Origin of the sequence: Lentzea xerophila, from assembly GCF_051094245.1 — a bacterium.
Lineage (GTDB): Bacteria > Actinomycetota > Actinomycetes > Mycobacteriales > Pseudonocardiaceae > Lentzea > Lentzea xerophila.
The window spans coordinates 506,356-532,621 of record NZ_CP194934.1; the positions used below are offsets into that span (position 1 = coordinate 506,356).

At 70.3% G+C, this 26,266-nt stretch carries 26 protein-coding genes and 1 pseudogene; 14 read left to right on the forward strand and 13 right to left on the reverse strand.

Going from position 1 to position 26,266, the window contains the following annotated elements; all coding sequences use genetic code 11:
- Positions 1 to 46 precede the first annotated feature (46 nt).
- Both ACRSBM_RS02480 and ACRSBM_RS02485 read left to right on the forward strand, forming a co-directional pair.
- A complete protein-coding gene (locus ACRSBM_RS02480) occupies positions 47 to 403 on the forward strand; it encodes an antibiotic biosynthesis monooxygenase family protein (RefSeq protein WP_434439255.1) in 357 nt (118 codons plus the stop codon).
- A complete protein-coding gene (locus ACRSBM_RS02485) occupies positions 400 to 1,224 on the forward strand; it encodes an SDR family NAD(P)-dependent oxidoreductase (protein ID WP_434439258.1) in 825 nt (274 codons plus the stop codon). Before ACRSBM_RS02480 ends, ACRSBM_RS02485 begins: the two co-directional genes overlap by 4 nt.
- Positions 1,225 to 1,234: 10 nt before the next feature.
- Here the strand turns inward: ACRSBM_RS02485 and ACRSBM_RS02490 are convergent, their stop codons facing one another.
- Both ACRSBM_RS02490 and ACRSBM_RS02495 read right to left on the reverse strand, forming a co-directional pair.
- A complete protein-coding gene (locus tag ACRSBM_RS02490; protein WP_434439260.1) occupies positions 1,235 to 1,891 on the reverse strand; it encodes a response regulator in 657 nt (218 codons plus the stop codon).
- Positions 1,888 to 3,021 carry a sensor histidine kinase gene (locus ACRSBM_RS02495; RefSeq protein WP_434439263.1) on the reverse strand — a complete coding sequence of 378 codons (1,134 nt, stop codon included), beginning with the start codon at positions 3,019 to 3,021 and terminating at the stop codon, positions 1,888 to 1,890. The genes ACRSBM_RS02490 and ACRSBM_RS02495 overlap by 4 nt, the downstream gene beginning before the upstream one ends.
- Before the next feature lie 130 nt (positions 3,022 to 3,151).
- Here ACRSBM_RS02495 and ACRSBM_RS02500 point away from each other — a divergent pair, with 130 nt between their 5' ends.
- Both ACRSBM_RS02500 and ACRSBM_RS02505 read left to right on the forward strand, forming a co-directional pair.
- Positions 3,152 to 4,147, forward strand: coding sequence for a hypothetical protein (locus tag ACRSBM_RS02500; protein ID WP_434439266.1), 996 nt, complete (start codon positions 3,152 to 3,154; stop codon positions 4,145 to 4,147).
- Between the two features lie 134 nt (positions 4,148 to 4,281).
- The gene (locus ACRSBM_RS02505; protein WP_434439268.1) at positions 4,282 to 5,022 is read left to right on the forward strand and encodes a pyridoxal-phosphate dependent enzyme; all 741 of its coding nucleotides are present in this window, start codon (positions 4,282 to 4,284) and stop codon (positions 5,020 to 5,022) included.
- Positions 5,023 to 5,362: 340 nt separating this feature from the next.
- Here ACRSBM_RS02505 and ACRSBM_RS02510 read toward each other — a convergent pair whose 3' ends face one another.
- The gene (locus tag ACRSBM_RS02510) at positions 5,363 to 5,548 is read right to left on the reverse strand and encodes a hypothetical protein (protein ID WP_434439271.1); all 186 of its coding nucleotides are present in this window, start codon (positions 5,546 to 5,548) and stop codon (positions 5,363 to 5,365) included.
- Between the two features lie 115 nt (positions 5,549 to 5,663).
- On the opposite strand from ACRSBM_RS02510, the gene ACRSBM_RS02515 reads away from it, so the two are divergent.
- Positions 5,664 to 6,164, forward strand: coding sequence for an ATP-binding cassette domain-containing protein (locus tag ACRSBM_RS02515; RefSeq protein WP_434439274.1), 501 nt, complete (start codon positions 5,664 to 5,666; stop codon positions 6,162 to 6,164).
- Positions 6,165 to 6,309: 145 nt separating this feature from the next.
- Here ACRSBM_RS02515 and ACRSBM_RS02520 read toward each other — a convergent pair whose 3' ends face one another.
- From ACRSBM_RS02520 to ACRSBM_RS02535, 4 genes and pseudogenes are all read right to left on the reverse strand, one after another.
- Complete coding sequence (locus ACRSBM_RS02520; RefSeq protein ID WP_434439276.1) at positions 6,310 to 6,900, reverse strand: TetR/AcrR family transcriptional regulator; 591 nt, start codon at positions 6,898 to 6,900, stop codon at positions 6,310 to 6,312.
- A gap of 4 nt (positions 6,901 to 6,904) precedes the next feature.
- Complete coding sequence (locus ACRSBM_RS02525; RefSeq protein WP_434452933.1) at positions 6,905 to 8,404, reverse strand: MFS transporter; 1,500 nt, start codon at positions 8,402 to 8,404, stop codon at positions 6,905 to 6,907.
- Positions 8,405 to 8,556: 152 nt separating this feature from the next.
- Positions 8,557 to 8,681, reverse strand: a pseudogene (locus ACRSBM_RS02530) (IS982 family transposase); the annotation flags it as partial.
- Between the two features lie 962 nt (positions 8,682 to 9,643).
- Positions 9,644 to 10,084 (reverse strand): FAD-dependent oxidoreductase, encoded by a 441-nt coding sequence (locus ACRSBM_RS02535; protein ID WP_434439278.1) that lies wholly within the window; start codon positions 10,082 to 10,084, stop codon positions 9,644 to 9,646.
- A 232-nt stretch (positions 10,085 to 10,316) separates the two neighbouring features.
- On the opposite strand from ACRSBM_RS02535, the gene ACRSBM_RS02540 reads away from it, so the two are divergent.
- On the forward strand, positions 10,317 to 11,156 hold the full coding sequence (locus ACRSBM_RS02540; protein ID WP_434452935.1) for an SAM-dependent methyltransferase: 840 nt from the start codon (positions 10,317 to 10,319) through the stop codon (positions 11,154 to 11,156).
- On the opposite strand, the gene ACRSBM_RS02545 is transcribed toward ACRSBM_RS02540, so the two are convergent.
- From ACRSBM_RS02545 to ACRSBM_RS02560, 4 genes are all read right to left on the reverse strand, one after another.
- A complete protein-coding gene (locus tag ACRSBM_RS02545) occupies positions 11,093 to 12,133 on the reverse strand; it encodes a fatty acid desaturase family protein (protein ID WP_434439280.1) in 1,041 nt (346 codons plus the stop codon). The two genes, ACRSBM_RS02540 and ACRSBM_RS02545, sit on opposite strands and share 64 nt — an antisense overlap.
- 40 nt (positions 12,134 to 12,173) lie before the next feature.
- A complete protein-coding gene (locus ACRSBM_RS02550) occupies positions 12,174 to 13,334 on the reverse strand; it encodes an AI-2E family transporter (protein WP_434439283.1) in 1,161 nt (386 codons plus the stop codon).
- A gap of 201 nt (positions 13,335 to 13,535) precedes the next feature.
- Positions 13,536 to 13,691: a DUF6307 family protein gene (locus tag ACRSBM_RS02555; RefSeq protein WP_434439285.1), complete on the reverse strand. Its 156-nt coding sequence runs from the start codon at positions 13,689 to 13,691 to the stop codon at positions 13,536 to 13,538.
- Between the two features lie 6 nt (positions 13,692 to 13,697).
- Complete coding sequence (locus tag ACRSBM_RS02560; RefSeq protein WP_434439287.1) at positions 13,698 to 14,117, reverse strand: DUF5994 family protein; 420 nt, start codon at positions 14,115 to 14,117, stop codon at positions 13,698 to 13,700.
- 142 nt (positions 14,118 to 14,259) lie between these two features.
- On the opposite strand from ACRSBM_RS02560, the gene ACRSBM_RS02565 reads away from it, so the two are divergent.
- From ACRSBM_RS02565 to ACRSBM_RS02595, 7 genes are all read left to right on the forward strand, one after another.
- Complete coding sequence (locus ACRSBM_RS02565; protein WP_434439289.1) at positions 14,260 to 15,525, forward strand: PP2C family protein-serine/threonine phosphatase; 1,266 nt, start codon at positions 14,260 to 14,262, stop codon at positions 15,523 to 15,525.
- 213 nt (positions 15,526 to 15,738) lie between these two features.
- On the forward strand, positions 15,739 to 16,014 hold the full coding sequence (locus ACRSBM_RS02570; protein ID WP_434439292.1) for a hypothetical protein: 276 nt from the start codon (positions 15,739 to 15,741) through the stop codon (positions 16,012 to 16,014).
- Between the two features lie 451 nt (positions 16,015 to 16,465).
- Positions 16,466 to 17,974: a serine/threonine-protein kinase gene (locus ACRSBM_RS02575; RefSeq protein ID WP_434439295.1), complete on the forward strand. Its 1,509-nt coding sequence runs from the start codon at positions 16,466 to 16,468 to the stop codon at positions 17,972 to 17,974.
- Between the two features lie 125 nt (positions 17,975 to 18,099).
- Positions 18,100 to 18,684, forward strand: coding sequence for an RNA polymerase sigma factor ShbA (gene shbA, locus ACRSBM_RS02580; protein ID WP_434439297.1), 585 nt, complete (start codon positions 18,100 to 18,102; stop codon positions 18,682 to 18,684).
- Positions 18,681 to 19,508 carry a hypothetical protein gene (locus tag ACRSBM_RS02585; protein WP_434439300.1) on the forward strand — a complete coding sequence of 276 codons (828 nt, stop codon included), beginning with the start codon at positions 18,681 to 18,683 and terminating at the stop codon, positions 19,506 to 19,508. Before shbA ends, ACRSBM_RS02585 begins: the two co-directional genes overlap by 4 nt.
- 142 nt (positions 19,509 to 19,650) lie before the next feature.
- Complete coding sequence (locus ACRSBM_RS02590) at positions 19,651 to 22,797, forward strand: M36 family metallopeptidase (protein ID WP_434439303.1); 3,147 nt, start codon at positions 19,651 to 19,653, stop codon at positions 22,795 to 22,797.
- A 366-nt stretch (positions 22,798 to 23,163) separates the two neighbouring features.
- Positions 23,164 to 23,766, forward strand: coding sequence for a hypothetical protein (locus ACRSBM_RS02595; protein WP_434439306.1), 603 nt, complete (start codon positions 23,164 to 23,166; stop codon positions 23,764 to 23,766).
- Between the two features lie 590 nt (positions 23,767 to 24,356).
- Here ACRSBM_RS02595 and ACRSBM_RS02600 read toward each other — a convergent pair.
- The gene (locus tag ACRSBM_RS02600) at positions 24,357 to 24,965 is read right to left on the reverse strand and encodes a TetR/AcrR family transcriptional regulator (protein ID WP_434439309.1); all 609 of its coding nucleotides are present in this window, start codon (positions 24,963 to 24,965) and stop codon (positions 24,357 to 24,359) included.
- Between the two features lie 73 nt (positions 24,966 to 25,038).
- On the opposite strand from ACRSBM_RS02600, the gene ACRSBM_RS02605 reads away from it, so the two are divergent.
- The gene (locus tag ACRSBM_RS02605; RefSeq protein ID WP_434439312.1) at positions 25,039 to 25,950 is read left to right on the forward strand and encodes a homocysteine S-methyltransferase family protein; all 912 of its coding nucleotides are present in this window, start codon (positions 25,039 to 25,041) and stop codon (positions 25,948 to 25,950) included.
- Here ACRSBM_RS02605 and ACRSBM_RS02610 read toward each other — a convergent pair.
- Positions 25,947 to 26,210: a hypothetical protein gene (locus ACRSBM_RS02610; RefSeq protein WP_434439315.1), complete on the reverse strand. Its 264-nt coding sequence runs from the start codon at positions 26,208 to 26,210 to the stop codon at positions 25,947 to 25,949. The two genes, ACRSBM_RS02605 and ACRSBM_RS02610, sit on opposite strands and share 4 nt — an antisense overlap.
- Between the last annotated feature and the right edge of the window lie 56 nt (positions 26,211 to 26,266).

Below are 26,266 nucleotides of genomic sequence, written 5' to 3' on the forward strand. Positions count from 1 at the left end.
CGGCGCGCCCCAGCCCGACGACGGACGACCCAGGAGCGCGAAAGTCATGAGTCCCAAGGAAACCACCATCACCGTGACCGCCGGTCCCGACCAGGTCACGCTGGTGAACGTGTTCACCGTCGCACCGGCGCGGCAGGACGAGCTCGTCGCAGCGCTGGACAAAGCGTCCGACGAGGTCTTCGCGGCCCTGCCGGGCTTCATCTCCGCGAACCTGCACGCCAGCCTGGACGGGACCCGCGTCGTCAACTACGCGCAGTGGAGCAGCGAGCAGGCCTACCGCGACGCGTTGCAACGTCCCGAGGTCCGTGACCACATCAGCGAAGCCGCCGCGCTCGCGGACAAGTGGGACCCGACGCTGGCCCGCGTGCGGGCGATCCACCACCCCCGGGAAGCACGGCCGTGACCGCCGACGAGCACCTGCGCGGGCGCACGGCACTGATCACCGGCGGCAGCAGGGGCATCGGCGAAGCCACCGCCAGGGCACTGGCCTCGATGGGCGCGACGGTCGTCGTGACCTACCGCGACGGCCGCACCACCGCCGAGGACCTGGCCGCCCGGCTGCGCACCGAGCACGACGTCGCGGCCCACGCCGTCAGGTTCGACCTGACGGTGTCCGAACGGGAGCCCGGCGGCGCCTGCGAACTGCTCGACACCGTCGGGCAGATCGCCGGATACGTCGACATCCTGGTCGCCAACGCCGCGGCCCCCTATCCGAAGGTGCCGCTGCGGGAACTGTCCCCTGTGGACCTGGTGACGAAGATCGGGCAGGACATCGGCGCCACCCACCGCCTCGTCACCGCGGTGGCGCCGATCATGCTCGAACGGGAGTACGGGCGGATCATCCTGGTCGGTTCCCTGCACGCCGACGGCCCGTCTGCACCCGGCATGGCGGCGAACGGCGTCACGAAAGCCGCGCTCGCCGCCTACGCCGCCTTCGTCGCGGACGAGCTCACCGGGCCCGGCGTCACCGTGAACACCCTCCATCCCGGCTACATCGCGACGGACGCGAGCAGCCGGCTCCCGGCCGAGATCCCCCGCGCCCTCGAGGCGCTCACCCCCGCGGGCCGGACGGGAACGCCCGACGACGTCGCGGGGGCGGTGGCGATGCTGACGCGGAAGGAGGCCGCCTTCGTCAACGGCGCCTGCATCCCCGTGTCGGGAGGCCTGAACCATCCCGTGTCGTTCCGCCGCATGACGGCAGGTGCCGCACCCGCCTCGCGGTGAACACCTCGCCTCACCGACGCCCCTGCGGCTCCGCCCGTCCCGTCGCCCAGGCCCAGGCGGCGATGCCGACCCGGTTGGCGACCTCCAGCTTGCGTTGCACGTTCGCGAGGTGGTTCTTCACGGTCCCGGCGCTGATGAACAGCTCCGCGGCGATCTCGGCGTTGGTGCGGCCTTCGGCGACCAGGCGCACGACCTCCAGTTCCCGTTCGCTCAGCGGATCGCGTTCCGGCGGGGGAGGGGCGGCGGGGATCATCCGCTTGAGCAGCCGGACGGTGATCTGCGGGCTGATGAGGGTGTCCCCGGCCACCGCCGCGCGGACCGCCTCGATCAGCAGCGTCGGTCCCGAGCGCTTCAGCAGGTAGCCGCAGGCCCCGTCGCGCAGGGCGGTGTGGACGTACTCGTCGAGGTCGAAGGTGGTGACCACGATGACGCGCAGGGGGTCGGGGACGCCGGGGCCGGCCAGCTTCCGGGTGAGCTCCAACCCGTCCAGGCCGGGCATGCGGATGTCGGCGAGCACCACGTCGGGCCTGAGGTGCCGGGCCTGGGCGAGGGCGCTCTCGCCGTTCGCGGCCTCGGCCACCACGGTGAAGTCGGGCTGGGCGTCGAGGACCATCCGGAAGGCGGCGCGGATGCCCTCCTGGTCGTCGGCGATCAGGATGCGGATCATCGGCCGTCCAAGGGGATGTGTGCGGACAGGACCCAGCCGCGGGGTTCCCGCGGACCGGCGGCGAGCGTGCCGCGCAGGGCTTCCACGCGCTCGGTGAGACCGGTCAGGCCGAGGCCCGCGTGCGTCCGGTCGCTCGATCGGGCAGCGCCGTCACCGTCGTCGGCAACGGTCACGTGCAGGGCGTTGTCCTCCACCGCGACCGTGACGTCCACTGAGGACGCCGAGGGTGCGTGGCGCCGAACGTTGGTGAGGGCCTCCACGACGATGCGGTAGGCGACGGCGGCGGCCTCGCGCGGGACCTCGGCCGGCGTGGCGTCGAGCAGGACGTGCACACCGCCCCGGGAGAAGCGCGAGACCAGCTCGGGCAGGTCGGAGAGGACGCCGACGGGCGCGCGGGCCGCCTCGCCGGGGTCGCGGAGCATATGGACGGTGCGGTCCATCGACGCCAGTGCGCGCAGTCCCGCGGCCTCGATGCGCCCGAAGGTCTCGGCGACCCGCGGGTCGTCACCGGCCAGGACCATGCGGGCCGCCTGGGCCTGGGCGACGATCTCGCTCACGTCGTGGGCGACGAAGTCGTGCAGGTCGGAGGCCAGGTCCAGGCGCTGCGCGTGGCGGGCCTCGGCGACGGCCCGCTCCCGCAGCTCGTCCATGTGCCGCGGGTACCGGGCGACCAGACCGGCGACGACGCCCGGAACCAGCCAGAGGAGGCTCCCGGCGACCGCCTCCACGATCGCGCCGGGCGGCAGGTACCGCTGCACGGTCAGGGCCAGTGCGAGCACGGCGGCCCCGCCGCAGGCCAACGCGGCACGCGGCGGCGACCAGCGGAACGCCACGTACACGTGGACGGCCAGGACGGCCGACTCGAGCAGGATCCACGGCTCCCGGCCGTCGTCCGACCCGCCGGGCCGCACGACGAGGTAGATCGTGGTGACGGCGATGGAGAGGACGGCGGCGGCGCCGGTAGTCCACGGCACAGCGGCCAGCGCCCTGGGCCAGAAGGCGAGCAGGACGGCCAGTTCCAGGCAGAGCGCGACCGGCGTGACGACGTCGATGAACGGTGCCGGGACCAGCAGCGTCCCCGCACCGAGGGCGAGCACGCCGCCGGCGGCGACCGCACGGCGGAGGTGCATGATCACCAGCCTAGGCGGCGGCCGCGGAGATCCGCGATGTGCCGATCGGCCTATCGACGAGGGCGAGGCGTCCGAGGATGCGCCTGTCGGCACATGTGTCTCAGGGCTCCTGCTCCCCAGGCTTATGGACATGCGGAAGAACATCGAATACCTCACCGCGGGCTTCTCGTTCCTGTACGGCCTCGCGGGCCTGTTCTGGGCCGTCACCGGCAGGGCCTACCCCTTCGGCGTCGGCGATCCCCTCATGGTCGAGGCGGGATCCGACGCGATCCACGCGAACCTGCTCGGGCTGTCGACGCCCGAGGCGGCCGGGCCGGTCATCGCGGTTCTGGGCATGTTCGGCGGGGTCGTCGCCCTGCTGATGGCACGTGGCGTCGGCCGAGGCAGCTGGCGGTACGCCCTGATGGTGCCGGCCTGCAGCTACGCCGTCGGCCTGATGTTCGTGATCCAGGACTACCGCCCGCTCACCATCGTCGCCTACACACCGATCCTGGCGGTCAGCAAGACCTTCTTCGACTTCCCGGCGAACGCGGGATGGGGCGAGCTGATCCAGTGGCCGGGCGCGAACCTCACCCTGCTGCTGCTGGCCGGGATCGGCTGGGCGCTGACCGCGCTGCGGTACGGCCTCCGCGGCGGCGAGCCGGATCTCGTCCGCTTCGGCAAGCCCGCCGTGGTCGTCGCCGTCGTCGTCCCGCTCGTCTACTGCGCGACCAGGTGGGCATGGGCGCTCGGCTGGAGCGTGGGCCTGGAGGAGGAGATGTACCGCGAGGGCGTGGAGAACGGCCTGTGGCTGGCCGGGGCGGCCCTGGCCAGCCTGGGGGCGGGCGGCGCGCTGCTGACCGTCGGTCTCGTGCGGCCCTGGGGCGAGCGCTTCCCGCGCTGGATGATCGGCCTGGCCGGCAAGCGCGTGCCCATCAACCTCGCGGTGGTCCCGGCGACGATCGTGGCGATCCTCGTGACGTCGGCCGGCGTGATGTACATCCGCCTCGCCTTCGGGACCGGCGTCGAGGGCAAGTGGGTGACCAACATGCCCGAAACCCTGTGGCCGCTCTGGGGCCTGGGACTGTTCGTGGCCGCACTGGCCTACCGCCAACGGCGACTCGCCGCGGAGAAGACCGCCGAGTAGCCGTGGACCCTGGAACGTTCATCCGTCATGGCTTCGCCGGTTGCGCCGGCGCCCGCCGCCCTGATGCGGAAGTTGCATGCCCGGTACCGAATCTGCATTGGACAGTCCGGAGCCATGGCCAGCACGATCGTTCCGTGGTGCAGACAACGCGTTTCGCGCGCTTCCCCCTCGGACACTTCCCGACTCCGCTCGAGCCGCTGGAGCGGTTGACCACCCGGTTGCGTCGCAGCCACAGGAAGGTGCCGAACCTCTGGATCAAACGTGATGACTGCACCGGACTGGCGACCGGAGGAAACAAGACCCGCAAGCTCGAGTTCCTCGTCGCCGACGCGCTGGAGCAAGGCGCCGACGTCCTCGTCACCCAAGGCGCGACGCAGTCCAACCACGCCCGGCAGACCGCGGCGGCCGCGGCCCGCGCCGGTCTGGAATGCCGGCTGCTGCTCGAACGGCGCCAGGTGCGCGACGAGGACTACGAGCGTTCCGGCAACGTGCTGCTCGACGAGTTGCTCGGCGCGCGCATCGTGGAGCGGCTGCCGGCGGGCACCGACATGGCGGCGGCGATGGAAACCCTGGCTGCGGAGCTGCGCGCCGCAGGACGGCGGCCCTATGTGATTCCCGGCGGCGGTTCCAACCCGATCGGCGCACTCGGCTACGTCGAGTGCGCGGAGGAGGACTTCGGCGGCACGCCACAGCCCGAACTCGCCGTGGGCGCGGGGCACAACGATCCCGCCCCTCCCTCCCCCCGTGCCGATGCGGGCGTACTGGTGAACAGCTTCTCACCCTCGTCGAACTCGTCGGCGGCGGCGATGGCCCAGGGCCTGTCGGCGATCCGTAACCGCCGACAGTCTCCCGATTCCTGCGCGGCCCAGTCGTAGGTCGCGGCATGCTCTGTGAGTTGCGGGTCGTCACCGGCCGGGCCGGGTTGGCGAGTGGGCTGTAGACGAGGCGCGAAGCACGGCTGGAACGTGCGGTGTGTTGGCTTGGCGCAGGGCTTCGCGCCGAGGGTTCCGCGGTTCGTTGCTACTGCTCCAGTTCTGGGCGGGACCGACTTTATGGCCTCCGACGCGTGTCTGGGGAGTGACTGCCACGGGCATTTCGACGCCGTGGCCGTGGGGGTGAACCGGTGTCGGGCAGGCGGAGGGGTGAGGGGCATCGCGTTTTCGTCTGCTCGTGTGGAGGTGGGGCGCCGGACACCCGGTTCGAGTGGGCGCGGGGTCAGGCGCGCAGAGCGCCGCGCGTGAACAACAGCATTGTGGAGTCGATGATCTCGTGGCGCGGCATGCTCTGCCTGCGTGGCATCCCCCAACCGGTGTACAGCAGGGACCAGAAAGACTTCCGCAACCAGGAGGCGGACAACTCGGGGCGGAGGTCGGCGCCCAACCGGGCGAGGGGGTCGCGCATCTCGGTCCCGCTCCAGAAGTCCGCGTTCTCGGCGAGGCCGAGACCTCATAGAGGTGCAGCGGGATTGGGCCCGGGTCGTAGTGCGCCTCGGCGAGCCTGCGCAGGGCCTCCAGCGGTGGCCGTAGTCGGGCCGGGCCCGCTCGACCGACGCGTCCACCAGCGCCATGACCGCCACCCCGGTGCCGACGACGATGAGGTGTGGGCGGCGCTGCGCGCGGTGCGCCTCGAAGCCAAGGTGCGTGCCCTGCCCCTGCGGCTCGACCAGCCGGTGTCGGGTACCAGCCTCTCCGGCGGGGAGCGGCAGCGGATCGCCCTGGCCCGCGCCGTGGTGCGCCAACCCGAACTGCTCCTGCTGGACGAGGCGACGGCCCAGCTCGACGGCCTCACCGAGTCCGCGATCCAGGACGTGATCCGCGAGGTCGCCCACCACGGCAGCGTGGTGACCATCGCCTACCGGCTCTCGACCGTGGTCGACGCCGACCGGATCTACCTCATGGAGTCAGGCCGGGTCCGTGCGGCGGGCACTCACCAGGAGCTGCTCGCCACCGACCCCCTGTACCGCGACCTGGTCGAGGCGCTGACCATTCCCAGCCAGGATGCCCTGCCCGAGGCGTAGTGGCGCGGCGCTCGGACGCTCCCGGCAGGCGCGCGTGACCCGCGTGCCCCGAGCCCCTGCCGCGATTCGGCCATCGAAATCTCCCGCGTGAGCGGCGCGGTCCTGCCGGACCGGGCAGAAGGCGCTACCTCACCGGTGTTCAAGGCTATTCGCTCGGCGGTGGGGCGAGATGGTCCCACGCGGTGGCGTTGGTGGTGAGCGTGAGCAGGAGGACTTCGAGGTTGCGCAGGGCTGCGGGGTGGGCGTGGCTCCAGAAGGGGGTGGTGCTGATGCCGTCGGCGGCGGCGATGACGAGGTCGGTGATGTGGGTTGGAAGGCCGTCCTCAGCGAGGTCGTCGTGCCAACGGCGGGTGTCGGCGTGGGCGAGGTCGACGATCTCGGGGATGGCGGCGAGATGGCCGATGAGCGGGACCAGGTCGTGGAAGGTGTCCGGGTCGTGGGAGAAGGCGGCACTGACGCGGATGTAGGCGCGGGTGAGCCGGCCGGGTGCGGTGTCGTCGGGGTCGACGGCGGCGGTGACATCGGTGCGGAAGCGGTCGAAGAGGTCTTGGGCGAGAGCGCGGACAAGGTCGTCCTTGGTGGCGAAGTGATGCAGCAGGCCGCCTTTGGACACGCCTGCCTGTTTGGCGATGTCGTCGAGGGTGGCGGAGGTGCCGCGGGCGCGGAGGCACACGCCCGCGGCATCCAGCAGCGCTCGACGGGTGTCCTCACGGGTACGCCCGGCTACACGCGGCATGGAGTCACTCCTTGGTCTCGACGGTCTGGGTCTTCTTACCGGAGGGGATGGTGCGCCAGGCGATCAGGGCGGCGACCACGGTGATCGCGGCAGCCACCAGGGAAGTGGTCTGCATGGCGGTCGTGAACGCCGCGCGGGCCGCCTCGGCCAGGCCGGAGTCAGGGCCGACGCTGTTGACCGCGGAGGCCAGCGAGTCCTCGACGGTGGCACGGACGGGACCGGGCACGTCGGCGGGCAGGTCCAGCGACGCCCGGTAGACGAGGGTGACGCCGGAGCCGAGCAGGGCGATGCCGAGGGCTGCGCCGAGTTCGTAGGCGGTCTCGGCGATGGCGGAAGCGGCGCCCGCGCGCTGGGGCGGCACCGCAGAGATCACCGCGTCGGTGGTCAGGGTCATCGCCACCCCGACGCCCAGGCCGAGCGGAAGCAGGGCCACGGCCAGCCAGAGGTAGTGATCGGCCCCTTCGGCGACGGCGATGAACATCAGGCCCAGCGCGGCGACCAGCAGTCCCGCGGCCACGGCACGCCCGACGCCCAGGCGCGTGACGAGCACACCGACCACAGCGACGGCCAGGATGGACGCGACCGTGGTGGGCAGCTCGACCAGCCCGGCGGCCAGCGGACCCAGGCCACGCACGAGCTGCAGGTACTGGGAGAAGAAGAACAGCACACCCATCAACGCGAAGATCGCGACCACGTTGGCCAGCACCGCACCGCTGAACGCCTTGTTGGCGAACAACCCCACATCGATCAACGGCGTCTTCAGCCGGCGCTGACGGCGGACGAACAGCACACCCGCGACCACACCGGCCAGCACAGCCAGCGTCGCCTGAACATCCACGCCTGTGCCGATGGCGTGCTTGACCGCGTAGACCAGCGGAACGATCGCGAGCATCGACAACGCCGCGGACAGCAGATCGAACCGGCCCGGCCGCGGGTTGCGCGACTCCGGCAGCAAAAACGCGCCCGCCACCAGGAACACCAGCACCACGGGCACGTTGATCAGGAACACGGAACCCCACCAGAAGTTCTCCAGCAGCGCTCCACCGACCAGCGGTCCCAGCGCCATCCCGCCCGCCGACGCCGCCGACCAGATCGCGATCGCCCGAGTCCGCTCCGCCTGAACGGGGAACATGTTCCGGATGATCGACAGCGTGGAGGGCATGATCGTCGCGCCCGCCACACCCAACAGCAACCGGGCCACGATCAACATCTCCGCACTCGGTGCGAACGCCGCCAACGCGGACGCCACGCCGAACGCGGCCGTGCCCGCCAGCAGCACCCGCTTGCGCCCGAACCGGTCGGCCAACGTGCCCGTCGTGACCAACAGGCCCGCCAACGCCAGCGCGTAGATGTCCCCGATCCACAGGATCTGCGTCGAACTCGGGGCCAGGTCCGCGGTCAACGACGGCACCGCCAGGTACAGCACCGTGCCGTCGATGGCCAGCAGCAGCATCGAACCGACCAGCACCGCCAATGCCGCCCACCTGCGTGAATACGGCGCCATCACCTTCTCCGCCTCATGGGCGTCTTCATGGATCACCTGGTTATTGTACCGTCCAGACGGTTTATTAAGAGTAGATGGTTCCATCTCGAGATCGGCGAGGTCGGTCACAGGAGCAACCTCACACCAAACTGTCCAGACCCAGACTCAACCGATCAGTGCCCGTAAGCGCACAGAGATCGGATGGTGGCTGACCGGTGCCGCGGTTGTGCCAGATGGCGGCAGTCAGTGCGAGTAAGCGTCGGGCGATGCGAGCGGCGGCGCCGTCGATGGTGCGGCCGCACCTCGCCGGAGAACGAGAATCACCGCGAGATGGATCTTTGAGCTCAGCCCGCCAGCGGTCGACGTAGCCGAGCCACACCTGAACGCCGTGGATCACCCGCGTCCGAGAGTTCAGGCTGGTGGGAACTTGGACGATCGGCTGAAATGTGCTGCTGCACTACCAGCGCTGAGCCCGCCGCGCTGTCCCGGCTGGCTACCTGTCAGGTCCAGTCGTACTCGGCCAAGGTGTCGAGGAGTTGGTGCTGGTTGCTGAACCGGCCGTCGAAACGGTCCGGTCGCCAGGCGTCCAGGTGCGCTGACTTGCCCGGCCCGCCGACAATCCGCCGCGTGAGGGCTCTGGCGTGGCCGGGGCCGAAGGTGATGCCCGCTTCGTTGTCCCGGACAGCACGTAGGCTCCTCTGACACCGGGTATCTCGCCGACCAGCGCCCGCATGTCGGGGGTGTAGCGGGGGCGCCGTGCTTGACGCGTAGGTGCGTGCGGTCCGCCAGGGCAGGGCTGACCCGCGCTCCGCGTCCGGCGATCCGCATGATCTCCAGGACGCCGTCGATCGGCAGTTCGTCCAGCCGGTCCGGCACGGGTGCGCCTACGAGGATGTCCCGCGGGTGGACGTCGTAGGTGCCGCCCCGCAGCAGACCGCCCTCGTGGCCGCGGGCCCACAGCATCGTGCCCCCGCCCGGCTCATCGGGAGCGAGACCATTCAGGAACAGGGTGGGCATGGTGTCCGGCACACCGCGCGGCCCCGTAGTGATCCGCGAGATCACCTGCGCCACGGCGGGCAGGAAGAACCCGAGCGAGGCCGCCAGCTCGCTGTTCCACGCGCCCGCGGCCAGCACGACCGCCTCGCAGGTCACCCGACCGCGAGCCGTCTCAACCCCGCCCACCCTCGACAGTGACCCCGGTGGCCGGGCATCGGGTGTCGATCACTCCGCCGACGGCGCGGACCCGCTCGGCGAGCACGGTCACCACCTTCGGCGCGTGGACCTGCGCGCCGCTCTCGTTGAGCACCCACCGAACACGCCCGAAGCGCGCACCACACCTCCCGTCCGCGCTTCCCCCTCAGCCGGCGTCAACACCGTCGCCGCCGGCCCGTCCGCACGCAGAATCGTCCAGGCAAGTGCACTCGCCGCGACGTACAACATGGAATTCGCGCGGTAGGCGATGTCATGTCCCTCGTGATGCAGGGCGGCATAGAATTCGAGGCCATGTCGGGATGCTTCGATTTCCGGCTCATGCGGTACCCAGTGCCCGAGAAAACCACCGCCCGCAGCGGTCGTCCCCTGCCCGACATCGTCCCGCTCCACCACCCGAACCTCGCGCACACCGGCCTGCAGCAGGTGCAGAGCCGCGGCGCAGCCGAATATTCCGGCGCCGACAACAACCACCTCGGCGTGATCGGTCACTTGTTTCTCCTATGCAAATAGGCAGCGAACTGCGCCACGCGAACTGTTTAGTCGCCGTGTGATCTTTACTGAATTTCGCTGGCTCCGTGAAAGAAACGCTAACCGAAGTGGCGGCCTATGTGTCTAATGAAAATCTTCCTGTGCGGGAGTGACCTAGCTCACGCCAGGTGCGTGTGCGCGAGCGCTGAGCTCGAGCACTGAAGCGGTCAGTCCGCCTGTGTCGTCAGTTCCAGTGCCGCTGAGCGCGGGGGACGGTCTCGACCTGGCGTGCGGTGCGGGTGGGGATGTGCTCTGGCTCACCAAGCGTGGGTGGAGGGTCACGGCTGTGGACATCTCCGACACGGTCGTGGAGCGGGTCGGAGACGCGGCTTCGGCCGCAGGCGTGGCCGAGCGGCTGCGGGTGGAGAAGCACGACCTGGCCGCGACTGCCAAACACTGTGCACACGCACCGAACCGGCTTCGCGGTCTGGGGCTCGCTCCTCTCCAACACTCCGACCTGGCCGTGCAGGCTCTGGACATGTCGTCACCCTCACCGTTGAGGGCATTGGCGCCATCAGCACCACCGTGGGCCCCGGAACGGAGGTCAAGCCGCTCCCGCGCGCCCGTCACAGGCCCCGGACCAGACCGTGACCGAGTTACGACGACGCGTGTTCTACGAGCTTGGGCTCGAACACGTGCCGCTCGTGGTGGTGCTCGGACCCGAGCACGATCTCGTCGGCCAGCAGCTGCGCCGCTGCCTGGCCGAGTTCGTACCCGCGAGGTCAACGTGCCGCAGGTGGGTGAGCAGTCGCCTGGTCAGCGCGGTTCCGTTCGAGTCCATTGGGACCGTTCAGGCATGTTCAACGCGCGGAGTTGCTCCCACTCCGTGCTCCCAAGGCTCATCGGTTCTGCCTCGTCTGCTGCCGGCGTGCACGTTCGGCGGCACGTGAGTGCGTTCCGGGGGACGTCCTCCGGTCCCGAATCCAGACCCGACGTTCGCTGGCTCGGTTCAGCGGTTGAAGGCAGACCTCAGCGTGCCGGGTGGCGGAGGGGTGCCCCGGCGTCGTGCAGGTGGTGCAGGACCTGGGCGTAGGAGTCCCGCAGGGTGGTTTTGCTGTAGGGGATGCCGTGCCGGGCGCAGAAGTCCTCCACGACGGGTTGTGCGTGCCGCAGGTTGGGGCGGGGCATGTGCGGGTAGAGGTGGTGCTCGATCTGGTGGTTGAGGCCGCCGAGCAGCGCGTCGACCCACCGACCGCCGGTGATGTTGCGGGAGGTGAGCACCTGCTTGTGGAGATGGTCCAGGCGCCGGCCGTCGCTGATGATCGGCATGCCCTTGTGGTTCGGTGCGAACGAGCAGCCCAGGTAGACGCCCATCAGCCCCTGGTGCATGGCGATGAACACGACCGCCTTCGCCGGGGAGAGCACGAGGAACACCGCCGTCAGGTAGGCGATCATCGGCAGGATCTGGAGAGCGGCTTCCCTCCACGGGTTGCGAAGTTCGTTGCGGCACAACGCGATGAGGCCGGAGATGCGCAGCACGACCGCCTCCGCGGTCAGCAGCGGGAAGAACAGGAACGCCTGGTGTTTGGTGATCCAGCTGTACAGGCCACGTTTCCGGGCAGCCTGCGCGCGGCTGAAGGCGAGGGCGTGGATCTCGATGTCCGGGTCGTGATCTTCGTGGTTGGGGTTGGCGTGGTGGCGGTTGTGCTTGGCCACCCACCACTGGTAGCTGATGCCGGTGAGGCTGCCGTGCAGGTGCCCGACGACGTCGTTGTGGCGATGACTGCGGAAGATCTGCCGGTGCCCGGCGTCGTGGCCGATGAACGCCAGTTGCGTCGAAGCGACGGCCAGGACGGCTGCCGTGACCAGTTGCCACCAGGAGTCGCCCAACAGCGCGAACGTCACGGCGATCGCGCCGAGCAGCAGCGCGTTGACCACCATCCGCAGCGCGTAGTAGCCGCGTCGGCGGTCCAGCAGGCCGGCGGCCTTGAGTTCCTTGGTCAGGCGGGCGAAGTCGCTGCCGCGAGGGCGGTCGTCTGTGGCTGTAAGGATGTCGTGCGTTGAGGTCATGTTCTGCTCCGGGTAGATGGCTGTGGAGCCGTTGTGGGTTTCACTTCTCGGCTTCGGTGTCCAGGCCGGGTTCGTCCGGTCCGGACTCTGCCGGCTGGCTGGTGTGCACGTCGGCGGGTGCCACGTGTTCGTCTGCTTCGCTGCGCAGGGAGCGGATCGCGGAGTTGAGCACCGCCAGCAGGGGAACGGCGAGCAGCGCGCCCGCGATGCCCGCCACGAGCAGGCCCGCCGCGATGGCCAGCACCACCGCGAGCGGGTGCAGCTTCACCGCGCGTCCCAGTAGGAACGGTTGCAGGACGTGGCTTTCCAGCTGGTTCACCGCGATGACGATGATCAGGACGATCACCGCGGTCAGGGGACCGTTTGCGACGAGCGCGATGAGGACTGCGACGGCGCCGGCCACCACCGCGCCGAAGATCGGGACGAACGCGCAGATGAACACCAGCGCCGCCAGCGGAACCGCCAAGGGCACCCGCAGGACGGCCAGTCCGATGCCGATGCCGATCGCGTCCACCACCGCGACCGCTCCGGTGGCGCGGACGTAGCTGACCAGTGCGGCGAGGCTGCGCCGGCCCGCGACGTCGACCCGCCTGCGGGGGCCGTCGGGAACGACGCGGATGAGGAACTGCCAGATCCGGGGGCCGTCGTAGAGGAGGAACGCGAGCGCGAACAGCACCAGCAGCATCTCGGCGAGGGTCTCGCCGACCGTCGCGGCGGTGGTGATGGCACCCGTCGTGATGCCGGACTGGTTGTCCTGCAACGTTTTCACAATCCGGTCGGCGAAGTCGCGCAGCTGCGTCTCGCTCAGCCGCAGCGGGCCGTTGACGAGCCAGCCGGACACGGCGTCGACGCTGCGGGCCAGTTGCGCCGCCAGGTCCGGCAGGCCGTTGACGAAGGTCATCACGACGAACGTCAGCATCCCGCCGAGCAGAAGCAGCCCGCCGACCAGGACCAGTGCGGTGGCGAGACCTCGGGGAACCCGGCGCGCCATCAGAAAACCGACGGCCGGTGCGAGCAGGGCGGCCAGCAGCAGCGCGATCGCGAGCGGCACGACGAGTGCCGCCAGCCTGCCGAGGATGACGCCGACGACGTAGAGCGCCGCGACCACGACGAGGAACCGCCAGCTCAGCGCTGCGCTGACCTTCAGCACAACGGGAATGGGGTCCCGCGCGGGCGGCGCGTCACCGCGGTCGGTGCTCACAACTTCCGCACCTCCAGTGTCGATCTCCGACGCCGGAGCCTGGGATCATCGATGAGTCGGCAGGTGGCTGCCTGCTCCTGCTGGGAGTTCCCCGCCACGCCGGTCACCAACCCCGGCTGGGCCGCTGGGTGGTCGAAGGCTGAGGTCCGCCTTGCATGAGGGCTCATCGCGGTCAGGCCGTGCCGAGCTCAGGAGGTTCGATCAGCGCACTCGCTCGGGGAGGTGGTCCAGCGCGCCCAGCACGTGCACGGCGAGAGCCCGCGCGGATTCGGTGCTGAGCTCGGAATGCTTGGTCAGAGTGTCTTGTACGAGCTTGAGCCTGCGCTCGTACAGGGACACGAAGGTCGACGCTGTCATCTCTTGTCACTCTCTGGGCTGTGGTACTCGGGTTGGGAGGCAGGTCGAGGAGAACAGGTTCGCGACGGTGTCGGTGTTGTCGGGGTGCGCGGCGCGCTTCATCGCCTCGTGTGCGGCGGATGAGGGCGTCTCCGGGGGAATGAGCAGCAGGGTGAGGCGGTGCCGGCCCGCTGCGACCAGGTCGATGGTGTGGGCGGGCCTGGTCCAGAACCCGTCGAGCCGGACCCGGATTCCGTCGGTGGTGGCGATGCTGCGGGGCGCGGTGCGATTTCGGTCTTGCTCGTACTCGGTTGCGTGGCTTCGCCCGATGGAGACCCTCCGCTGAAGGCTCCATGTGGGCTGGTGTGGGCTGTCGCGCCTTTGGCCGAGGTCACCTGCGGTCGGACTGTGTCCATCGCCCGTGTACCTCCGTGGCGACCTCGCCACGATCTTGGTGTGGCTGCCCGGTGCTGCCCTTCGCCACGGCGTCGGCGTTCGAGGCCGCTCACCGACGAGGCTCGTTGCGCGTCGTGGCGGATCGGAGCGGTTAGAGTGGCGCAACTGCTCGGAGGTAGCCGTGAATGGTGGTGTGCTGCGACCGGGGGATGTGCTGGCGGCGGCCGAGAGCGCACCGCCGGTGGAGTCGGTCGAGGTCGTCGCCAGGGACCTGGCGAGTCGGTTCCAGGCTTTCGACGTGTCGTTTCTGTTGATCGATGTCGGTGACGAGCGGCTGGTGCGGCTGGCCTCGACCACGCGGGACCTCGGCGGGGGCTGCGCGGAGGGCATCGACCTGCGGGGCAGCGTGTACGAGGAGGTGCTGCGCACCCAGCGGCCGTGGCAGGAGCAGAACGACCACGGGGTGCGGGTGGTGCTGCCGGTGACCAACCGCGGCGACTGCGTCGGCGTGCTCGAGGTGACCGTGCCCTCACTCGACGGAGTGGTGCTGGCGCAGCTGGGCGAGGCCGCGCACGCACTGGCCTACGTCATCGTCACCGACCGCCGCTTCACCGACCTCTACCACTCCGGCAGGCGCACCACGACGATGAGCCTGGCCGCGGAGATCCAGCACCAGCTGCTGCCCACGGCGTCCTGCTGCGAGGCCGCGCAGTTCACCGTCGCCGGCGCACTGGTACCCGCCCACGACATCGGCGGCGACACCTACGACTACGCCCTGGACCGCGACGTCCTGCACCTGTCGATGACCGATGCCGTCGGTCACGACGTGGGCTCGGCGATGACGGCGACTCTGCTGGTCGGTGCGCTACGCAGGGCCCGCCGGGCCGGCGACGACCTGGCGGAGCAGGCACGGCAGGCCAACCACGCTCTGCTGGACCACCGCCTGGGATCACTGGCGACCGGACTGCTGGTGCGCGTGGACCTGCGCGGCGGAGCGGTCGAACTGATCAACGCCGGTCACCCCACACCACTGCTGCTACGCGAAGGCGTCGTGGCGCCGCTCGAACTGGAGATCGACCTGCTCTTCGGTGTGAGACCGCACCCCTACCGGGTGCAACGACTGGTCCTGCGTCCAGGCGATCGGTTGATGCTGCTCACCGACGGCATGTTCGAACGCGACGCCGAAGCCGTCGACCTGCCCGCCTTGCTCCGCCACACCGAAGCACTGCACCCCAGGGAGGTGGTCCGGGCCGCGACCAGGGCGGTGCGGCGCGCTTACCGCGATCACCTCCAGGACGACGCCACCGTGCTCTGCCTGGACTGGCACGGCATCAGCCGCACCGAACGCCAAGCGGACAACGGCGCCGACACGGGCTCCGCTTCCCCGTCTCGCCCGACCCGTCCACGTGCTGCTGGACCGGGCGACCACCCTGTCGGCGATCACCAGGGAAGTCGCTGACCGCCGGACGAGGATGCGCGATCCGGATTTTGCAGCGCTGTGCGACAACTGCGGCTAGGTGTATTGCCCAGCGAGGTTCGGATCGCGGCTGGCGGGTGGGTGGCCATCGAGTGCGGTGTGCCCCCCGTTCAGTGTTGTGGTGATCAAGCCAAGGCGCCGGTGCGGCATTGTCGGCCTGCGACTGATCTACGGGACCTGAGCGATACTCGCGCAGTGGCATTTGTGAGATTGGCCTTCTTCCCCGGCGCGACCGCTGAGCACTTCGCCGATCTGGCGAAGGAGATCGGCGACGAGGTTCCGGACGGGCGTCTGCTGTTCGCCGCGGGGCCGGGAGACGGCGGCTGGCAGGTGGTGCAGGTGTGGCAGTCGAAGGACGAACTCGACGCCTTCAACCAAGCGGTGTTGTTCCCCGCGTTCGCGCGGCTGGGTGAACGTGGCTTCCCCGCGCCGTCGCAGGTCACCGACTTCGAGTCGGCATATCTGGCCTGAGGATGCACCGCCCGCACAGCAGAGTCCGGGCGTGGATGGTGATGTCGATGCTTGGGTGCGGGGCGGCGCGGTCGATCCTGACATCGCGGTTCGCCGCGCAGTACCGGGTGATCGTCCACGTCCTGCTGGCCCGAGCAGGACACGTGCCCGACCGGGGTGTCCTATGACCGGGGTTACCGCCGGGGTTCGCGCTGGTCTCGCCGGACAGGTGCCGGCAGACGTGGTCGACCGCTTGCTCGCTCCTGGGTCCTGCACCTCGACGCGCGGTTGGAGCGATTGGTGCGGTGGCGGTTTCTGCCCCGTTGGCAGGAACTCGCCCGCTCGGGAGGTACCGCTTCGGTCACGACGCATCGGCGGCCGATGCGGTGGGCCGGCCGCGAGGCTACCGCCTCGGCCGGGCCGCCACTCGCTCTAGCCTGTCCCGGTGACGCGATCGGGTGGGGGAGCGGACGTGACCGGTGACTTGCTGGCGGGGCGGTACCGGTTGCGCAGCAGGTTGGGCGCCGGTGCGATGGGTGAAGTGTGGCTTGCGATGGACGAGCGACTGCAACGGCCGGTGGCGGTCAAGCAGGTGCGACTCGGCGCGGGCACTGGTTCGGCCGAAGAGCAGCAGGCGCGGCAGCGGATCGCGCGTGAGGGCCGCATCGCCGCACGGCTGCGTCATCCCCACGCCGTCACGGTCCACGACGTCGTGGAGCACGACGGCAGGCCGGTCCTGGTGATGGAGTACGTGCCCTCGCGGAGCCTGGCCGCGCTGGTGACCGAGCAGGGGCCCCTCGCGCCGGAGACCGCGGCTCGGTTCGGGGCGCAAGCGGCTTCGGCGCTGGCTGCCGCGCACGCGGCCGGGATCGTGCACCGCGATGTCAAACCCGCCAATGTGCTCGTGGGTGACGACGGCACCGTGAAGATCGCCGACTTCGGCATCTCGCACGCCGCCGGGGACGTCTCGATCACCAAGGCGGGCGTTCTGGCCGGCACGCCCGCCTTCCTCGCGCCCGAGGTCGCTCGCGGCGACGATCCCACGGCGGCGTCCGACGTCTTCTCGCTCGGCTCGACGCTCTACGCCGCGGTGGAGGGGACGCCGCCCTTCGGCGCGGGTGTGGACAACCCGATCGCCGTGCTGCACCGGGCGGCGGCGGCCGACTTCCCGCCGCCCCGGCTCGCGGGGCCGCTCACCCCGGTGCTGATGGCCGTGCTGTGCGCAGACCCCGACCGGCGACCGACGGCCGAGCAGGTCGCCGACGCACTGCGTGCTGTCGCCGAGAACCGCGCTGCGGCGCTGTCCACAGCGGGTTCGACGGCCGCCCGAACGCAACCGGTCACCTCGCCGGACGCCACCACGGTCCTGGTGACGCCGGTGCCGGCGCAGCCCGGCACCAGGGTGGACCTGCGGCCCGCGCCGATCATCGGCGGAGGGTCTGCCCGACGGAGGTGGGTGGCACCCCTGGGAGGTCTCCTCGCCGTGGGCCTCGCCGTGGGCGGCTTCGCGCTCGCCACCGCGCCGAGCACCCCGCCGCCGGACGCCGGTTCCGCTCCGGCCACGACGACCGCGGTGCCCGATCCCGCCACACTCACCGGGGCGGTCTCGGAGTACTTCGCACTGCTCCCCGACCGTGCCGACGAAGCCTGGCTCCGGCTCGGCCCGGCCCTGCGGACCCAAGGACAGACCGCGTACCGGGACCGCTGGTCCGCCTTCACCGACGTGGTGGTCACCACACCACCGGTGGTGACGTCGGCCACCGCCGTGACCGTCGGCGTGCGGCTCACCCTGGCCGACGGCACGGTCGTCCAGGAAACCCGCGTACTCGACCTCGTGCTCGACGACGGCACCGTCCTGATCAACGCCGACTCCGTTGTCGGCAGTGCGACCAGCGCGCCGCCGCCACCTCCCCCCGTACCGGATCGCGAGAACAAGGGGGAGGAGAAGAAGGGCAGTGGCAAGAAGGACAAGGACGGGTGATCGTCTGACCGTCCTGGGGTCGTCCCTGTCGCGACACGCGGTGCCCGCGTTGGAACGCGGCCGGGAACCTTGGGCTGTGGTGTCCGCGCACCTCGTGGTTACCCTGTGCGGCGTCGGTGGGGAGGATGTCGGTGGTGCAGGACGGAGAGCTGGCGCGGCGGGCCGGGCGTGGTGAGTCCGCGGCCGCCGCGGAGTTGCTGACCCGGATCAGACCTGGTGTCGTGCGGTACTGCTGGGCGCATCTGAGCTCGTTGCGGCACGCCCCGGTCTCACCGGACGACGTGGCTCAGGAGGTGTGCCTCGCGGTGTTCGAGGCGTTGCCCCGGTTCCGCGACCGCGGGATGCCCTTCGCCGCGTTCGTGTTCCGCATCGCCGCGAACAAGGTGGCCGACGCCTACCGCGCCGCGCGTGCCGCCTCGTCCACTCAACCGATCGAGACGTTGCCGGAAGCGGCGGACGCCCGGTGGGATCCGGAGCACCGGGCCGTGACCGCCGACCTGTCCCGCCGGGTGCTGAGCCTGCTGGCCGAGCTTTCGGACACCCAGCGCGAGATCGTCGTGCTCCGGGTGGCGGCGGGGTTGTCGGCCGACGAGGTCGGCGCGGTGCTCGGCATGACGCCGGCGGCGGTGCGGATGTCCCAGTCCAGGGCGCTGGCGAGCCTGCGCGCGCGGATCCGCGACCAGGACGCTGCCGACGAGGTGGTCGCATGAGCAGCTCCGCAGACCTACCGGATGGTCCGCCGATGGACGTCAGCAGGCTCATCGAGGACGACCTGCTGCTGGACCGGCTCGGCCGCGGGGAGGACCCAGCCGGCCACGGGGAGGCCGTCGACACGCTGTCGCAGTGGCGGGCGGCGATGCCGGAGCCGACGACCCCGGAAGAGCCGCTGCTCGCGGCGGCCCTGACGACTGTCAGACGGTCACGCCGCGGCACCCGGTGGGCACGCGGCTCGCTGGTCGTGGCGACCGCGGCAGTGCTGGCCTGTGGTGGCGTGACCGCGGCAGCCCAGGGCGCGTCCCCGGACAGTCCGCTGTGGCCGGTCACCGAACTGGTGTTCCCGGACCTGGCGGCGTCGCGCGTCCTGGCCGACGCCGCGCACGCCGTCGGCCAGGCCCGCGCCGCGGTGGGGGAGGGCCGCTACGAGTCCGCCGCGTGGCTGCTCGACCAAGCGTGGTCGTTGGCCGAGCGGGTCGACGAGCCGGGCGAAGGCGACCGGCTGCGGACGGACATCACGGCCATGCGCGCCGACATCGCGGCGCGGCGGATCATGGTGGGCCCCGGCGGCCACCCGGAGGCCGATCCGGGCGTGCGACCCACCACGCCCACCGTGGTGCCGCCGACGACACCACGACCAGCTGCTGCCACTCCGACGGTGAGCCGCGAACCCGGCCTGAACGATCCGGATGGAGCCGTTCCCACGCGGACCGGTGCCGCGAAGACCACTCTGCCGGGCGGTCTTCCGGCGGTGTCCGCGCCTCGGACGATCCAGCCGCCGAACGACGTGGCACCCGTGTCGGTGGCCCCCGGCCACTAGCGCGAACGGCGCAGTGCCGCTGCGGTGAACGGCGTCATTTCGATCAATTGCGGAACTTTCTCGACCAGGCGCGTTGCGCGGCGGCCGCGTCACCGATCCACAGCGGACCAAGCACGATCCCGCCGAGGGTCAAGGAGCGTCCATGCGTGTACGCCGCTCTCTCCTGACCGCGCTCGTCCTGGCCTGCGCGGTGGCGCTGGTACCAGGCGCCGCGGCCGCAGTCGTCCCACCGGACGTCGCCGCCGAACACGACTCGTGGTTCGACGTCAGAAAAGGCACCGCGGTGCAACCCACCGCTGATCAGCTGAGTGCCGCGCGTGTGCTTGCCGGCGCGGCCGGCCCCGGCACCAGGGTGACGTGGGACCCGAGGTTCGGAACCCCTCGCACCATCCGCCGCGACGGCGGGTGGCTCACCGCTGTGCGCGACGGGGCGCCCGCCGATGTCGCCCGCTCCTTCCTCGCCTCCAACCGTGCCGTCTTGGGGCTCACCGACGCAGACGTCGCCGCGCTGACCGTCGTGCGCAACCACGAGCTCGTCGGCACCGGGACGCGGGTGGTCACGTTCCGGCAGGTGTTCGGAGGAGCACCTGCCGTGCGCGGCGGTCACCTCACGGTCGCCGTGGCAGCGGATGGACGGGTGTTGTCCTATGCGGGCGACCCCGCGCGAGGTGGACTGCTCGCCGAGCACCGGCTCACCTCGGCGCAGGCGCTCGGTGCCGTCGTGGCCGGGCTCGCGCCCGGCGTCTCGTTCACGCCGGCCTCGGCGGGCACCCAGGCCGGGTTCGAGAAGTTCGCCAGGGGGCCGTTCGCCGCGGAGTCCTATGTGGAGAAGGCAGCCTTCCCGACCGCCGAGGGCGCACGCCCGGCATTCCGCGTGCTGTTCGTCAAGGCGCTCGACCAGGCGTGGGACACCGTGGTCGACGCGGTCACCGGTGAGATCCTCTACCGAGCGGGTCTCGTGGAGCACGACGCGGAAGGCACGGTGTACGAGAACCATCCGGGCGCGGTCCGCGGTGGCACACCGGTGATCAAGCCGTTCGGGCCCAACGCGCAGTCCCCCAGCGGGTACGTCGACCCGACCGGCCTGGCCGGGCTGCCCGGCCCGACCACGTTCGGCAACAACGCCAACAGCTACGCCAACCACTCCAACTTCCTGGTGCCCGCCGACCAGGGGCCGCGCCCGGTCAGCCCCACCGGCCAGTTCAACTACGCCTACGCCGACAACTGGGGTCGCAGCGGCGGGCAGACCGTGCCGCCGAGCTACGCCCTGGACGTCGATGCCGCGACCACCAACCTGTTCTGGCACCACAACCGCATCCACGACGAGTTCTACGCGCTCGGTTTCACCGAGTCCGCCGGCAACTTCCAGGTCGCCAACAACGGCAAGGGCGGTAACGGCGGCGACCCGATCCTGGGTCTCGTGCAGGCCGGGGCGGCGACGGGCGGCTCGCCCACCTACACCGGCCGGGACAACGCCTACATGCTCACCCTGCCGGACGGCATCGCGCCGTGGAGCGGCATGTTCCTGTGGGAGCCGATCAACGACGCGTTCGAGGGTCCGCACCGCGACGGCGACTTCGACGCCACCGTCATCGAGCACGAGTACGCGCACGGGTTGTCCAACCGCTACGTCAGCGGGCAGGACAACGCCCTTAACGCCCACCAGTCGGGTTCGATGGGTGAGGGCTGGGGCGACTGGTACGGGCTGAACTACCTGTACGGCAAGGGGTTGACCGACAAGGCCGTGGTCGGTGAGTACGCCACCGGCAACGGCGCGCGCGGCATCCGCAACTGGGACTACGACGCCAACCCGACCACGTTCGGCGACATCGGGTATGACCTCGTCGGCGCCGAGGTGCATGCGGACGGCGAGATCTGGACCGCGACCCTGTGGCAGATGCGCCGAGCCCTCGTCGCGAGGTTCGGCGAAACGACGGGCGCCGAGATCGCCGCGCGCGTGATCACCGACGCGATGCCGCTGTCGCCGCCAGATCCGTCCTTTGTGGACATGAGGGACGCGATGCGCACGGCGCTGGACAACCGCTACCACTCCCGCGCCGACTACTCGACCGTCGTCGACACCGCTTTCGGCGCTTTCGCCCAGCGCGGCCTCGGCGCCGGAGCCACCAGTGACGGCGCTGACGACACCGACCCGGTGCCGTCCTTCGCGCACGTCAACCCGACGGTCAACGGAACGTTGACCGGCACCGTCGTCAACGCGGCGACCGGCAAGCCGATCGCCGGCGCGAAGGTCGTCCTCGGGGTGTTCGAGGCGCGCGTGTCCCCGCTCCGGACGTCTTCGGCGACCGGCGCGTTCTCTGCCACCGTGGCCGACGGCACCTACCCCGTCACCATCACCGCACCGGGCTTCGGCTCCCGCACGTTCACCGGGATCACGGTCAAGGCGGGCAAGACCACCGCGCGGAAGTTCTCGCTCAGCCCGAACCTCGCCTCGGTCGCCAACGGCGCCACCGTCGTCTCCTCGACCACGGCCGACGCCACGCGACTGCTGGACGACACCGAGGCCAGCACCTGGTCGACCACACCGGGCACCGGCAACGTGGTGGTCAAGCTGGCCGCCGCGGCGCCGATCTCCAGCGTCCAGGTCAGCGCGTTCACCACGGCGCGGTTCGAGGGCCTGCGCGGGTTCACGCTGCAAACCTCGACCGACGGCGTCAACTGGCGGACCGTGCGGTCGGCACCCGACGCGTTCGGCTACCAGGCGCCGCGTCCGGTCGCGCCCGACCTGCACTACCGGACGTTCACGCTCGACCAGCCGGTGCAGGCGCAGTACGTCCGGTTCTGGGCCGACTCGGCGCTCGGTGAGACCAAGACCAGCGTCCAGGCGGCGGAACTGCAGGTGTTCACGACCGCCGCCACCGGAGTCGAACCGCTGCCGCCGCTACCGCCCGACGAGCCGATCAGCGACACGGGCACCATCGCCGCCGGCAACCCCGGCACCGGCACGGCGCCCGCGGGCGTCACCGCCACCGCGCTCACCACGAACTGTGCCGTGCCGTCCGCTCCCGTCCAGGGGGCTGACGGCTGGGTGACGCGGTTGCCCGACAGCTTCGGCGACGGCGCCCACCGGGTCGCCGTCACCGGCAGCGGCCCCGTCTACGACGTCGACCTCTACTTCTACAACTCGTCGTGCGAGCAGATCGGCTCGGCCGCGACATCCGCCGCGGACGAGTCCACGACCCTGCCCAGCGGCACCCGCTACGTGCTGAGCCAACTCTGGCTGGGCGCCAACGTGCCGATCACCGTCACCGCAACCGACACGCAATGATCCGCGGGCCCCGGCACACCGCCTGAAACCGCGCCCGGCCCGGCAGCACCCACTCTCCCCAGGGCCGCTGCCGACGACCGTGGTGTCCTTCCCCACTCCCACCCCCACCCCCAGGGGAAGGACACCACGGGTTCCCGCGCGGCGCTCGGTCTCGTCTCGGCCGGACGAGCAGTCGTTCAGGTTGACGATCATCCACTTGTGGTAGAGCGAGGCGGAGAAAAGGAGTGGTGCTGAGAGGGAAGCTCCGCCGGACCCGTGCGGTCTTCGCTACTGGGATCGCCCTGGTGGCTGCCGGTGCTGATCAACATAGGCACCGGCTGCGATGCGCCGTCTCCACTGCGGCCGTAGGAGTCGTGGACTTGGTCTGTGATCGGTGTTCTGGGGTTGAGTGGGATCGCATTTGCTCTGTGGGACCTGTTGGCTTTTGGAAGATGCGAAACCCCACCAGCGGCGCCGTCCGAACGCGTGCGGCAGGCGCTCGGCAAGATCGAACGAAAGGCAGTACTGCACTATCTGGTCTGGTGGCAGGAAGGTGGAGTCTTCGAACACTTCCGCGCTGGTACGCCTCCTGTCGAGCTCGCCCAGGTCGACGCCGATGTCTACCAGAGGTTCTGTGATCACTTCGAGAACAGCTACGCGTCGGCGCTGCTCATGGGACAGACAGCGATGCAGTTCTTCTATGAACAGCAGCACGTGTGGCGCCGCAGCAAAGGGGCGAACGACGCGATCCTCGTCGACGCGTCAAGACGCATCGACGAGGGTCGCGCCGAGCGGCACGACCGGTGGGCTGGAGCCGGTGACGCAGGTCCGCGCGGTCGACATGACCAGGGCGCGGCGCGTCCAAGCAGAAGATTCCGGCGAAGGGCACCCTCAGGGTCAAGCTCACCGCCGGTGGGGCGCCTTGAGAGAGCGGTCGCCAGCGACGGTAGGACCCCGGACGGCACGAACCTGCGCTCGTCATCCAGGTGAGACGTACCCAGCAGCGACTCGTCGAGACCGGGCACAACCGTCTTGAACTGGGAAAACGCTTGATCACTCTGGTGCCCCCAGCAGGGCGCCGCACAGACCTGCTCACCACCTCGCCCAGGCGTCTGAGCGGCAAGTTGGTGCTTGAGAGCGGCTTCGCCGTGGACGAACCGCGTGGTGGGCGATGAGCAGCCAGGTAAAACGCAGCCCAAGTGATCTGGTCGTCCGGGCCGTGATGGCGATCATGGCCACGATGGCGGGCCTGATCTTCTTGTTGGGGTTCGGTAACGCGCTGAGCTTGGGCGTGCTGTCACCACCGTCGGACTGCTCGGCACCAGGTTCACCAGGAGCCGGCCGTTCTACCACGAACGCCTGGAGTCGCGCGGGCTGCGCGTACTGCTGCCGTCCACTGAGGACTGTGTCGCCGTGCACCGGATCATCTACGACGAGCTGTGTGTCGGCATCGTCCGGGAGTTCCTGATCACCCAGGCGGACGTGCCGCTTCCGGTGTTCCCGACCACCCGTCTGCACGTGGAGGCGGTCGTTGAGCGGGTCGTTTGTCAACTTGGTCCGACTGATGCCGTCGCGCCGGGTCAGGTCAGGAGTGACTCGAACAGCCGGCGCAGCACGGTGAGCTGCGCGCGCATGTGGCTGTTGTCGCCGGTTGAGCGGCACAGCAGGAACGCTCCCTCGAACGTGACGAAGACGTGGTCGGCCAGCGCGTCGGTGTCGATGTCATGGCCTGGTCGGCGCCGGTCGAGCGCGGCCCGGAGCATCGCGGACAGTGTCGTGCGCCAGGTCGTAATGGCCCCGACGATCTGCTCGGACGTGCCCGCGGCGGCCAGCTGTCGTTCGGTGAGGATCGAGACGTACAGGCAGTTCGACTGCGCGCTCATCAGCTCGTCGGCGGCGTCCTCGAAGACGCGCACGAAGGCGATCACCTGTTCGGCAGGGTCGTCGGTCGCTGCCCTGGCGCGGGCGGCCGCGTCGTCGAGGTGCGCGATGTCGGCGGCGGCGTAGCGGGCCACCAGTGATCGGGCCAGGTCGAGCTTGGACTCGAAGTGGTGGAAGAACGAGCCCTTCGACGTCCGTGACTCGGCGATCACCTGGTCGACCGTGGTCGCCGCGAAGCCGTTCTCGATGACCAGCCGCTCGGCCGTGTCGAGGATCCGTTCCCTGGTCGGTGTTCCGTCTCTGGGCATAAACCCTTGTACCAGACCACGCAGTCTGGTACGAACTAGACCAGCTAGTCTGGTACGGAGTGAGGATGAAGCGATGGAGCGATCACGAGGCGTGGTCACCGACGGTGGCCTGGAAACCGACTTGATCTACCACCACGGTGTGGACCTACCGCACTTCGCCGCGTTCCCGCTGGTGGAGACCGCCGAGGGGCGCGAGCTGCTGACCGCCTACTACGACGACTACGCGGCGATCGCCGAGCGGGTCGGCGCGGGCCTGATGCTGGAGTCCGCCACCTGGCGGGCGAACGGTGACTGGGGCGCACTGGTCGGCTACTCCGCCGCGGCGCTGGCACAGGTCAACGAGGCGGCGATCACCATGCTGGCCGGACTTCGCGACCGGTACGCGGTGCCCGAGATCCTGATCGGTGGCGCGATCGGCCCCCGCGGCGACGGTTACCGCCCGGACTACGTCGCGAACCCGGACGCGGCGGCGGCCTACCACCGCCCGCAGCTCGAGGCGTTCGCCCGGGCCGGCGCCGACTTGGCGACCGCGTACACGATGACTCACGTCGAGGAGGCGATCGGCATCGTCCGCGCCGCCCGCGATGTCGGCATCCCGGTCGCGATCTCGTTCACCGTCGAGACCGACGGCCGTCTCCCGAGCGGCGACCTCCTCGCACACGCGATCGCCACCGTCGACGCGGCGGCGGCCCCTGACCACTACCTGATCAACTGCGCCCACCCGACCCACATCGAGCCGGCACTGGCCGAGCCGGGCCCGTGGCGCGACCGCATCGAGGGCCTGCGCTGCAACGCGTCGACGAGGAGCCACACCGAACTGGACGAGGCCACCGAACTGGACGAGGGCGACCCACGACAGCTCGCCTCCGACCAGGACCGCCTGCGATCGCAGCTGCCGAACCTGTCGATCGTCGGCGGCTGCTGCGGCACCGACGCCCGCCACGTCGCGAGCCTCTGGCACGCCGACCAATCGGTCCCGGCTTAGGAGCCTCCAGGCGGCGCACGACCGGGCTTTGGCGCGTACCGGGCGGGACGCAGTCGCTGACGGCCGGGAGGTGCTGCAACCGGGGCACGTGCGGCAGGACGGCGGCCACGGGGCCGGGCGAACTCGGTGTCGTAGACCAACCCGAGGTGATCCGCGTTGTCGTACAGGTAGCGCAGCTCGTCGCGGACGTACCGGTAGTTCACGTTGATGGGCACCGCGCGGATCTTCAGCAGCGCCGGCATGGTTCCGAGGTCGCTCATCTCAGCCGCCGGTGAGCGCACGAACCCCGGGAAGGACTCACCGACTCCGTCTTGGA